The sequence below is a fragment of the Nonomuraea sediminis genome (assembly GCF_018531495.1).
GTDB lineage: Bacteria > Actinomycetota > Actinomycetes > Streptosporangiales > Streptosporangiaceae > Nonomuraea > Nonomuraea sediminis.
This window is the reverse complement of the sequence record NZ_JAHDTI010000010.1, coordinates 600938-611832: the sequence shown is the minus strand read 5'-3', so window position 1 is coordinate 611832 and position 10895 is coordinate 600938. Positions and strand designations below refer to the sequence as shown.

The window sequence follows — 10895 nt, the reverse complement described above, 5'->3', positions numbered from 1 at the left end:
AGGGGTTGCGGTGGTTATGGCGGGAAGGAAACACCCGGTTACATTCCGAACCCGGAAGTTAAGCTTCTCTGCGCCGATGGTACTGCACTCGGGAGGGTGTGGGAGAGTAGGTCGCCGCCGCACAAATCTTGATATCGGAAAGGCCCACCCCGGACGGGGTGGGCCTTTCCGCGTTTCCGGGCCAGGCCTGGGCTCCTAGGCTTGGGCCGGCCGCCCGCTGCTTTCTGCGGCTATCCACGGCGTTGGGTGGCCCCTCGCGTGTTTCGAAGGGGGCCGTCCACGGTATGGGCGGCCTTTCCCTGGTTCCGGGGCGCCGCTCGTGCTTCGGCAGGGTGCTTCCATCGGGGGCTGTCCACGGTGGCGGGTGGCGCCTTCCGAGTGTTCGAAGGGGGCCGTCCACGCCGTGGGCGGCCCTTTCGCGTTTCCCGGGTGTTTGTGTCTCGGGTGGGGGCTACTTGGGCGCGCCGACCCGGGCCGTCACAGGCAGCGGGACGGTTGCTTGCGCGGTTTCAGGGTTGTCTGAGTGGCGTGCTGCGCCTGTTGTGGGACGTTGTGCGTGCTGTCGGTGAGTCTCGCGTGACGCTTGCCTGGAGGTTTGCCGTACGAGGGGGTCGGCAAAGTTCTGGTGGGGTGGGGCGTGTGGGGCTTTGTGGGGGCGTTCAAGGTGGGGAATGTGGGGGCATGTGGCGCGCGGTGCGGAATGTGGTGCTGGTGGTCGCCGTGTATTACCTGCTGCCGTTGGATGTCCAGCAGGGGCCATGGGCGGTGGGCTTGCGAGTGTTGGGAGTCGTGGTCGGGATCGTGTTGGTGGCCTGGGGGGTGTGGGCTGCGACCGTGCGGGAAGCGGCCGGCGAGGCCGATCAAGGGATACGGCTTGATCTGCTGATCGTGGTCAGCGTTGTCGGGGTGGTGGTGTTCGCCTTGGCGGACTATTTCGTCGCCCACTGGGGCAACGGGGAGTTCGTGGGGCTGATCACGCGGACGGATGCGCTCTACTTCGCCGTCTCCACGCTGGTGACGGTGGGTTTCGGGGACGTGCACGCGGAGGGCCAGATCGGCCGCGGACTGGTAATGATCCAGATGGTCTTCAATGTCGTGGTGCTTGCGGCCGCCTTCTCACTGCTCAGACACGTAGCCGGCATCCGCCGCCGCAAACGAGCCCAGGAAGAATGATGCTCCCGCCACGCCACCGTCCCGTACGCCTGGGCCCCAAATCCCCACCGTCTACTCTCGCCCTCGTGAGAGTGCCGCGACGCGAAACCACGCTGCCGATGCGAGGCCTGCCGTAAGACCACGCTGCGTGCGCGGGGCTTGCCGCGAGGCGCGACGCCGCTTGTGTGAGAGGTAGCGAAGTGTAACCGCGCCGCCAGCGCATGGCCCGTCATGACCAGGCTGCGTGTACGAGGAGGCCGCGGCGCGTGGCCATTGGGACGCTGCGAGGCGCGCCCACGCGGTGTGTGTAGGGGGCGCTGGCCTCGCTGCCTGCGCGAGGGGCTGCGAGGCGTGACCACCGTGCCCGCGCAAGGAGGCCGTGGCGCCTGGCCATGTTGTCCGTGTGCGGGCCAGCCGCGTGACTGGCCTCGCGGTGCGAGGGGGCCGCGAGGGCGCGACCGAGCTTCCTGCGAGGGACTGCGAGGCGTGCCCACGTGGGCGGCTAGGGGGCGCGGTGCTGGCCTCGCTGCCTGCGCGAGGGGCTGCGGAGGCGTGCCCACGTGGCGCTTAGGGAGCGCGACCACGCTGCTTGTGCAAGGCAGGCTGCGGGGCGACCACGCTACGTGTGCAAGGGGGGCGAGGCGGCGTGACCATCGTGCTCGTGTACGGGAGGCCGCGGCGTGGCCTCGCTTACTGTGCGTGGGTCGGGCGCGTGACCATGCAGCCTGTGCGGGGTGCATGCTGCGTGAGCGGCGTGGGTGCGGGCGGTTTGTGGGCGGTAGGTGGTCAGAGGGGGCGGGTGATGAAGATGCCCCAGCCTAGGTACTGCCGGCCGTACTTGAGGTGGGAGTTGCGGGCTTGGGTGAGGAAGTCGCGCATCGCGGGGGCGTCGGGGTCGTCGGGGTTGGCGCGGAGCCAGTCGCTGATCGTCCACCATTGGCTTGCCACGTAGCGGTCCCAGCTGTCCTGGTTGGCCAGGACCATCTCGAGGAGTTCGAAACCGGCCTGGTGGATGCGCTCTGCCGTACCTGCGAGGGACGTGCAGTTGGCCGGGTCGATGCCGAGTGTCTCGGAGGCCTCCGGAGGGGGTGGTGAGAGCCAGAAGATCTCGCCGACCAGGGCGAGGCCGGTGGGATGGAGGGCCGGGCGCATCAGGTCGAGCGTTCCGGCGAGGCCGCCGCCGATCCAGGTCGCGCCGATACAGGAGACGATGTCGTAGGAATTCGGGTTCGCCTGGTAGGTGCCGGCGTCGGCCTCGACATATTCGAGGCGGTCGGCCACGTCCAGCTCTTCGGCCCGGGCTCTGGCCGCCTCCAGGAAGACCTTGCTGATGTCGACGCCGATGCCGCGCGAGCCGTACCGGCTGGACCATTGGGCGAGCAGCTCGCCCTTGCCGCAGGCCAGGTCGAGATGCTGCATGTCTGGTGTTATGCGGCACAGGTCGCCGAGGAGGTGGAGCTTGTCCTCTGTGAACGGGTTAAGGATGCGGTGACGGGATTCGGCTATCTCGTGATGGCGTAGCGACATGGGGGTCAGTGTGCCGTGGGGTGCGCGGCGGGGGCGATCGAATATCTGCGGGCTCGGGAAGGCTTCGCGGCTTGCTAGGCTGGAGGGGCCGGGCCACCCCCCAAGCGGGTGGCCTTCGTCGCGTAAGGCCCGCAGGCGGGCGGCGACCAGCCACGGTGGACCGTCGTTGGAGCACGGGTCCGCTGAGTGAGCCAACGAAATGGACCAGAAGTGAACAGAGACAGCGGATCGGACGGCGAAGAGCGCGGGCGTGGCGACGGCCCCCGCGACAGGAGCTCAGACAACAGAGGTGGGTACGGCTCACGCGGCCGCGAGCCCAGGAGCGACCGGCCGTACCGTTCCGACGACAGGTCCCGGGACCGGGGCTACGGGGAGGACCGGCCGCGGCGCGAGGGGTTCCGCGAGGACCGCGGCCCGCGTCGTGAGGGCGGCTACCGGGAGGACCGTGGTCCTCGGCGTGAGGGTGGTTATCGGGATGATCGCGGGGCCCGTGGGTTCCGCGATGACCGTGGTCCGCGCGGTGAAGGTGGTTCCCGCGACGATCGGGGTCCGCGTCGCGAAGGCGGTTACCAGGGCGATCGGGGTCCGCGTCGTGAGGGTGGGTTCCGGGACGACCGGGGTCCCCGTCGTGAGGGTGGTTACCAGGGCGATCGCGGTCCTCGTCGTGAGGGTGGTTACCAGGGCGATCGTGGTCCCCGTGGTGAGGGCGGTTTCCGCGATGACCGGGGTCCGCGCCGTGAGGGTGGTTACCAGGGCGACCGTGGTCCCCGTCGTGAGGGTGGTTACCAGGGCGATCGGGGTCCGCGTCGTGAAGGCGGTTTCCGCGATGATCGCGGGGCCCGTGGATTCCGTGATGATCGTGGTCCGCGCCGCGAGGGTGGCTTCCGCGACGATCGGGGTCCGCGTCGCGAAGGCGGTAACCGTGATGATCGTGGTCCTCGCCGGGAGGGTGGGTTCCGGGACGATCGCGGTCCTCGTCGTGAGGGTGGTTACCAGGGCGACCGGGGTCCGCGTCGTGAGGGCGGTTACCAGGGCGACCGGGGTCCGCGTCGTGAGGGCGGTTTCCGCGACGATCGGGGTCCGCGTCGTGAGGGCGGCTTCCGCGATGACCGTGGTCCGCGCCGTGAGGGCGGTTACCAGGGCGATCGGGGTCCGCGTCGTGAGGGCGGCTTCCGCGATGACCGTGGTCCGCGCCGTGAGGGCGGTTACCAGGGCGACCGTGGTCCGCGTCGTGAGGGCGGCTTCCGCGATGACCGTGGTCCGCGTCGCGAGGGTGGTTACCAGGGCGATCGGGGTCCGCGTCGTGAGGGCGGGGACCGCGACTTCCGGGACCGTGGTCCCCGCCGTGAAGGTGGGTTCCGTGACGACCGGGGGCCGCGCCGTGAAGGTGGCTTCCGCGACGATCGCGGGCCGCGGCGTGACTGGGATCGGCGGGATGACCGTTCGCGTCCCTTCTCGCGCGACGAGCGGCCGCACGGCGACCGCGAGGCGGGCCCGGCCAGGGCGCGCTACGGCCGCCCCGCCGAGCGTGAGGACGCGCCGCAGCGCGAGCGCCTTCCTGAGGTCGCGCCCGACATCACCACCGACGAGCTCGACAAGGACGTCCGCGACGAGCTGCGCTCCCTGCCGGGCGATCTGGCGGATCTGGTCGGCAGGCACCTGGTCGCCGCCGAGCGGGCGCTGACCGAGGACGACCCCGACCTGGCACACGAGCACACCAAGGTGGCCCGCAGGTTCGCGGCCCGCATCGGCGTCGTGCGCGAAGCGGCCGGAATCGTCGCCTACCGGGCGGGTCATTTCTCCGAGGCGCTGAGCGACCTGCGCGCGGCGCGACGGATGACGGGCTCGGACGCGTACCTGCCGATCATGGCCGACTGCGAGCGGGGTCTCGGTCGTCCGGAACGCGCTCTCGACCTGGTCCGTTCGCCGGAGGCTGAGCGGCTCGACCGGGCGGGACGCATCGAGCTCACCATCGTCGAGTCCGGCGCCCGCCGTGACCTGGGGCAGCACGACGCCGCCGTCATCACGCTCCAGCGCCTGCCCGAGCTGCGCGACCCGCAGCCTCGGCCCTGGTCGGCGCGGCTGGCCTTCGCATACGCGGACGCGCTCGCCGACGCGGGGCACCAGGAGGCGGCCACCGACTGGTTCTCCCGGGCGATGGCCTTCGACGAGGAGGGCGAGACCGAGGCCGCCGAGCGGTACGCGGAGCTGACGGGTGCCGTGATCGAGGATGTGGAGGAGGAGTTCGAGGCCTTCGACGCGGACGACTTCGACGACGAGATCCTGGTCGGTTCCGCGGCGATCGCGCCTGCCCAGGCCGAGGACGCGGATTCCGCTTCGACGGACGAATCCGCGGCATCCGAGGTCGAAGCCGGCGAAGCGGTTGCCGAAGCCGAGCCCGTCGAAGCGGCTACCGAGGCGGCTGCCGACGAAGCGGTTGCTGAGGCTGAGCCCGCCACCGCGGCTGTTGAAGCCGAGGTTGCCGAGGCCGAGCCTGCGGAGGCCGAAGCTGCCGAGGCGAAGCCTGCCGAGGAGATCGCGATCACGCCGGCCTTCATCGAGCCCGACTTCGGCGACATTCTCGACCAGCCCGACGAAGAGTCCCCGAAGCGTCAGGACTAGTGCGCTGCCTGCCGTACCAGATGGTGATCTGGTACGGCAGGCCATGCGTCAGGGCGTGGCGCGGCCGAGCCAGTGGAGGATGCCGGCGACGTTGGACGGGGCGCCGCTGAGCATCTCGAACTGCTCCGCGCGCTCGTCCTCCTTGAGGATGGCGTAGCGGTCCTTGGTCTGCTCATAGACCATGGCGACGGCGTGGTCGAGGTCCATGCCCTCGGCGTGCGCCCGGCGGGTGAGATCAACCCAGATGCGTAGTTCCTCCGCCGAGCGGTCGAGGGTGTCCTGGACGGCCTTGACCGGGCCGTAGTGGCTGAAGAGCAGGCGTTGCGGGCCAAGGGCCTTGAACAGGGCAATCGAGTTGAGTGCCGTGTCCAGGTCGAAATCCGGCGGCGGCGTGGCGGGGCGGACGTCCCCGGTCTGCGGGAGGTAGACGCCGGCCGCGTCCCCGACATAGAGGTCACCGGTGGCCGAATCGATCAGGCCCACATGGTGCTTGGCGTGGCCGGGGGAGTAGTGGCTGCTCAGTGTGCGGCCGTTGCCGAGGTCGATGGCGCCGGTGTCGCCGAGGGCGACGATGCGCTCCGACTCGGTGGGGGACAGTTCGCCGAAGAGCGTGTCGAGTTGGTCACCCCAGACCATGCGCGCGCTCGCCATCAAACGCGACGGATCGGCCAGGTGGCGCGCCCCCTTCTCGTGCACCACGATCTGCGCCGACGGGAAGAACTCCGCGATGTCCCCTACCCCGCCCGCATGGTCCAGGTGGATGTGGGTCACGACGACCGTGGCCAGGTCGTCCGGGCCGACACCGAGCGAGGCGAGCGCGTCACGCACGATCGGGGCCGAGGTGGAGGTGCCTGTCTCGACCAGGCAGGGGCGGTCGCCGAGGATCAGGTACCCCGCGGTGATCCCGGCATATCCCGCCATTTTCGTGTCGATCTCATAGACGTCGCCGCCGAGGGCGGTGATGTTGTCCACAGGCACTCCCGCACTACTGCCGTTGTCCCCAGAACGGCGTTCGAGCCGATCCGGCCTTTCCCTCATCGTAAAGAGTGATCTCCACGTGAGCATCGACGGGAGGGCGACAGTGGACCGCAACGAGGTCTTGCTGGTGGGACGGCTTTCTGCGGCGGCGGAGGACAAGACTCTGCCTGGCGGTGACGTCCTGACCAAATGGCGCTTGATCGTACGGCGGCGCCGCCACAGACGCGGGAGCACGGTGTACGACAGCCTGCCGTGCGTGACCTTCGACCCGGCGGTGGCGGCGGTGGTCCACGAGCTGAAACCCCGGGAGCCGTTGCAGGTGTCGGGGTCGTTGCGGCTACGGGTCTACGGTCCGACGACGGCCAAGGTCTTCAACTACGAGGTCGAGGTGGAGGCCGCCTCGTCGGTTACCGAGGAAGCGGTGATGCAGGTCGAATACCTGGCTCCCACGGGGTGACCGCCGTTCCGCCCGAGTGGTGGCCTTCCCCATCACCCGGGGGATTGGTGTGCCCTCTGGGCGGGTCGTCCGTTCGGATTGCCTGCCGCAACGCACTCCGCCTGGGACACTGAGGTCATTCATCCGTGTCCCAGGCGGATCCTCCGGCTCGACGGCGCGCCAGGCCTCTGGTCGGCTTTTGGGCGGTGCCCACGTGCCGGCTCCTAGGGCCTGTGCGGGGTTGTGATCAGTCTTCGGGTTGTGACTGTTCAGCTCATCTGGCGGGTGAGGTCTTCTGGGCCGATGCCCTCTGGGCGCAACCAACCAGAGGGGCATCAGCCCAGGTATGTCAGGTGGTGATGGTGGCGACGGGTTCGAGGCCGTAGGTTCGGGCGTAGCCGTTCTCGGTGCCGACGAGGAGGTCGATGACCTCGAAGTAGCGGTCCCAGAACGGGGTTTCGCGCAGTGCGTCGATGAGGAGCTGGTAGGCGTGGTGGTCTTCGGCCTCCCACACCCAGACGTCGGTGACGCGCGCGGAGTAGAACTCCGTGTCGTAGAAGCGTGACCGGACGCCGGTGGTCTTGGCCTCGATGGCCGGCAGGACCTGGGTGGTGAAGGCGTCCAAGCGTTCCTGGACGGTCAGGGCGAGCCACTCAGGTGTGGTCTTGACCAGCATGAACGCCGTGACCGGCGGTTCGGTCTTTTCAGCGGGCATCAGGGTGCCTCCAAAGTGGCAGGTGGCCTTGGTTCGCCGGGCTTTATGTGTCCGGCGCCGGGTGCTGGACTTCAGGAGAAGACGGCGGGCTTGAGGGTCTGGGCGCACCACTGCTCGAAGCTGGTGGGGGAGGCGGTGTCCGTGGTCCGGGCGATGCCGGCGTCGAGGCCCTCGTCCTTGGCCCGCTTCATGTCGACCATGCCCTGGACGAATGCCTCGTTGAGGCCGTAGCCGACGAGGGTGGTGTACAGCTCGTCGAGCGGCTGGCGTTCGTAGCGGACGGGGCGGCCGAGCTGTTCGGTCATGATGCGGGCCAGGTCGTTGGGGGACAGGTTCTGCGGCCCGAGGACCGGGACGCTGTCGGTGCCGGTCCACGAGCGGTCCAGCAGCAGGCCGGCGGCGACGGCCGCGATGTCGGCGACAGCGACGAAGGGGGCCTTGCGGTCGGCGTTGGCGGAATCGGTGAAGACGCCCTTCTCGCGGATCGAGTCGGCTTCCTCCAGAAGGTTCTCGAAGAAGGACGGGTTGGCCAGGGCCCGATAGGCGACGCCGGTGTCGGCGATGAGGTCGTCCATGGCGAGGGAGGCGGTGACGAGGCCGGCCCGGTCAGCGAGCGGGGTGCCGCGGCCGAGCGCGGAGACGCCGACGACATGGCCGACGCCGTGGGCGGCGAGTGCCTTGACGGCGGGGCGGGTGAAACCGCTGTAGGCGTCCTGCGGGGTGAGGGAGGCGTCCGGGGGGACGAGCCAGAAGACGGCGTCCGCACCTTCGAAGGCCCGGTCGAGGACCTCGGCTTCCGCGTGCGAGCCGGTGACCACCTCGACGCGTCCGCGCGCCGCGTCCGGAAGCCGGGCGGGATCGCGCACGATCACGCGCAGTTCCTCGCCCGCGGCGGGGGCGGACTCCAGGAGCCGGGAGAGCAGGTGACGGCCGATGTTCCCGGTGGGAGCAGTAATGACAATCATGAAAACCTCGTAGGTCGTGCTGGTTCGGTACGCCCTCATCCTGCTGAGGATCTCCGTGCTGCCACAATGGGAACTTCAGCACGGAATCATTGACTGAAATGGAATAATGCTGGTGAGCAGCCCGGATCCGGTCATCGACGCCAACCTCGCTATCGCATTGGATGCTCTGCTGGCCGAGAACAGCGTGACCCGCGCCGCCGCGCGTCTGCAGACCTCGCCCGCCGCCATGAGCCGCACCCTCGCCCGTCTGCGCCGCATCCTCCAGGACCCCCTCCTGGTCCGGGCCGGACAGGCCATGGTTCCCACCCCACGCGCCCAGGCCCTGCGCGAGGAAGCCGCCACAGTGGTACGCAGCCTCGGAGCGCTGCTCAGCCCTGGCGCGAGCGTCGACCCCGCCGGCCTCAGCAGCACCTTCACCCTCCAGGCCGCCGACCTGGTCGGCGCGGCACTGGCCCCTGGACTGCTGCAACTGGCCCAGCGGGAGGCGCCGGGGGTCTCGTTCCGGATCCGGGCCGAAGAACTGGAGGCTGGCCCCGCCCTGCGCGACGGCCGGATCGACCTGGAGATCGGATCCATCGACCACGTGGACCCAGAAACCCAGGTCGAAGAACTGGTCAGCCTCCGAATGGTGGCGGCCGTCCGGCCCGGCCATCCGCTCACCGAAGGGCCGCTGACCCCAGTACGGCTTGCTGCCGCCCAGCACGTAGCGGTCAGCCGCCGTGGCCGGTTCACCGGCCCCCTCGACACCGCCCTGGCCGAGCAGAACCTCCACCGGCGGGTCAGCGTCGTCCTCCCCAGCCACCTGGCCGCGATGACCCTCGCCGCCCGCAGCGACATCGTCTGCCTCGTACCCGCCGCACCCCCCGGCGCTGCCCCTTCGCCCCTCACCCACGACGCCGGCGCCCTCGGACTGCACCTCCTCGACATCCCCCTGGAACTGCCACCACTGACCATCGGCATGGCCTGGCACCCCCGACACACAGCCGACGGCGCCCACCGCTGGCTCCGCGACGCCGTCCGCCGGACTCTCTGCACACCGACAGCAGCTTCTGAGATCACCGTGGCGGACACGATCGACCCCGAGTAGTACGACACCGCCCCGGCCTATGCGGACGCATGCCCGTTGACAGCAATGTGGGAGTTCGGAAAGCCGGCTCCGACCCGCTGGCAGAAGTGCTCCAATCCGCCAGTTCAAGTGAGCATCACACGGGTCTGGGGCAGAACCCGGCAGGACTGGTGGGTGTGACGCGTAGGCGACTCACTGACGAGCAGGGGAATTACGTTTCCGGCCTGCGAACGCCAGGGCCGTGGCCTTCTCGGTTGAGCGTGCATGCGGGCTGCCTCTTCGCGGGTCACGAGCGGTAGACGTCGCGGTCGCGCGGCGCTGGCGGGTTCGCGTGCAAGGAGGGGCGGGTTCTGTCGTAGGGGCTGAAAGACCGTGTCGGAAATGCGGATGGGCGTACGATTTCGGACATGGGGAGTGTTGCGTTGGCCGTGTACGAGGGGATCAGCCTGTACGAGATGGCCGCGCCGTACGAGGTGTTCGGCGTGGATCGGTCGGACCTGGCGGATCCCTGGTACGACTTCATGGTTTGCGGTGGGGCGTCCGTCAGGGTGGGCGGGTGGTTCCAGGTGGAGGTGTCCGGCGGGCTGGAACGGCTGGTTGAGGCCGACACGGTGGTGGTCCCGGCGTGCCGTGACACGTCGAAGGAGCCGCCGGGCGATCTGGTCGATGCCGTGCGGGCGGCGCACGAGGCCGGGGCGCGGGTGATGTCCATCTGCACCGGGGCGTTCGTGCTGGCCGCGGCGGGGTTGCTCGACGGGCGGCGGGCGACCACGCACTGGATGCACACCGACCTGCTGGCCGAACGCCATCCACGGGTGCGGGTCGACCCGGACGTGCTGTACATCGACGACGGATCCATCCTCACCTCGGCTGGAAAGGCGGCGGGGATGGACCTGTGCCTGCACGTGATCCGGCTCGATCACGGGGCGGCGGTGGCCAACGCGCTGGCCAGGCGGCTGGTCGTACCTCCGCACCGGGAGGGCGGGCAGGCCCAGTTCATCGCCGCGCCCGTCTCCAGCGGGCGCGAGCGACCCCTGGGCGACGTGCTGGCCTGGGCCTTGGAGCAGCTGGACCAGCCGCTGACGGTCGAGGACCTGGCCGACAGGGCGAACATGAGCTCACGCAGCCTCGCCCGCCACTTCCACGCGGTGACGGGCACGACGCCGCTGCAGTGGCTCCAGACCCAGCGCATCCACCGAGCCAGGGAACTCCTCGAAACGACGGACGACAGCGTCGAACTCGTGGCAGCCCGTACAGGCATGGGCACGGCCGCCACCCTCCGCCGCCACTTCAACCGCACCCTGGGAGTCGCCCCCGACACCTACCGCCGCACCTTCCGCGCCACTCCCATCGCGTAATCCCCACGCCACCAACCGCCACGAGAGTGTTCCGAAACGGCGCATCCCGCCTCCTGCCCACTCAACAGAACTGCAG

10 protein-coding genes and 1 rRNA gene are annotated in these 10895 nt (G+C 69.5%); 6 read left to right on the top strand and 5 right to left on the bottom strand.

Annotated elements, in window-relative coordinates; genetic code table 11:
- The first annotated feature begins 6 nt into the window (after positions 1-6).
- Both rrf and KIK09_RS37505 read left to right on the top strand, forming a co-directional pair.
- Positions 7-123: ribosomal RNA gene (gene rrf, locus KIK09_RS37510) — 5S ribosomal RNA — on the top strand.
- A 558-nt stretch (positions 124-681) separates the two neighbouring features.
- A complete protein-coding gene (locus tag KIK09_RS37505) occupies positions 682-1173 on the top strand; it encodes a potassium channel family protein (protein ID WP_214324186.1) in 492 nt (163 codons plus the stop codon).
- A 765-nt stretch (positions 1174-1938) separates the two neighbouring features.
- On the opposite strand, the gene KIK09_RS37500 is transcribed toward KIK09_RS37505, so the two are convergent.
- A complete protein-coding gene (locus tag KIK09_RS37500) occupies positions 1939-2679 on the bottom strand; it encodes an SAM-dependent methyltransferase (RefSeq protein ID WP_214324185.1) in 741 nt (246 codons plus the stop codon).
- 300 nt (positions 2680-2979) lie between these two features.
- Positions 2980-4389 (bottom strand): hypothetical protein, encoded by a 1410-nt coding sequence (locus KIK09_RS58275; protein WP_250574441.1) that lies wholly within the window; start codon positions 4387-4389, stop codon positions 2980-2982.
- A gap of 12 nt (positions 4390-4401) precedes the next feature.
- On the opposite strand from KIK09_RS58275, the gene KIK09_RS37495 reads away from it, so the two are divergent.
- Positions 4402-5301 carry a hypothetical protein gene (locus tag KIK09_RS37495; RefSeq protein ID WP_308164545.1) on the top strand — a complete coding sequence of 300 codons (900 nt, stop codon included), beginning with the start codon at positions 4402-4404 and terminating at the stop codon, positions 5299-5301.
- Positions 5302-5349: 48 nt separating this feature from the next.
- Here the strand turns inward: KIK09_RS37495 and KIK09_RS37490 are convergent, their stop codons facing one another.
- Positions 5350-6273, bottom strand: coding sequence for an MBL fold metallo-hydrolase (locus KIK09_RS37490; protein ID WP_308164544.1), 924 nt, complete (start codon positions 6271-6273; stop codon positions 5350-5352).
- 109 nt (positions 6274-6382) lie between these two features.
- Between KIK09_RS37490 and KIK09_RS37485 the strand changes: the two genes are divergently transcribed.
- On the top strand, positions 6383-6736 hold the full coding sequence (locus KIK09_RS37485) for a single-stranded DNA-binding protein (protein WP_214324183.1): 354 nt from the start codon (positions 6383-6385) through the stop codon (positions 6734-6736).
- Positions 6737-7064: 328 nt separating this feature from the next.
- On the opposite strand, the gene KIK09_RS37480 is transcribed toward KIK09_RS37485, so the two are convergent.
- Both KIK09_RS37480 and KIK09_RS37475 read right to left on the bottom strand, forming a co-directional pair.
- Entirely contained in the window at positions 7065-7430 is a 366-nt protein-coding gene (locus tag KIK09_RS37480) for a darcynin family protein (RefSeq protein WP_214324182.1), read from the bottom strand.
- 71 nt (positions 7431-7501) lie between these two features.
- Positions 7502-8395, bottom strand: a complete 894-nt coding sequence (locus KIK09_RS37475) for an NAD(P)H-binding protein (protein ID WP_214324181.1) — start codon at positions 8393-8395, stop codon at positions 7502-7504.
- A 112-nt stretch (positions 8396-8507) separates the two neighbouring features.
- Here KIK09_RS37475 and KIK09_RS37470 point away from each other — a divergent pair, with 112 nt between their 5' ends.
- Both KIK09_RS37470 and KIK09_RS37465 read left to right on the top strand, forming a co-directional pair.
- Positions 8508-9482 (top strand): LysR family transcriptional regulator, encoded by a 975-nt coding sequence (locus tag KIK09_RS37470; RefSeq protein ID WP_214324180.1) that lies wholly within the window; start codon positions 8508-8510, stop codon positions 9480-9482.
- A 386-nt stretch (positions 9483-9868) separates the two neighbouring features.
- Positions 9869-10819, top strand: coding sequence for a helix-turn-helix domain-containing protein (locus tag KIK09_RS37465; RefSeq protein WP_214324179.1), 951 nt, complete (start codon positions 9869-9871; stop codon positions 10817-10819).
- Positions 10820-10895 lie beyond the last annotated feature (76 nt).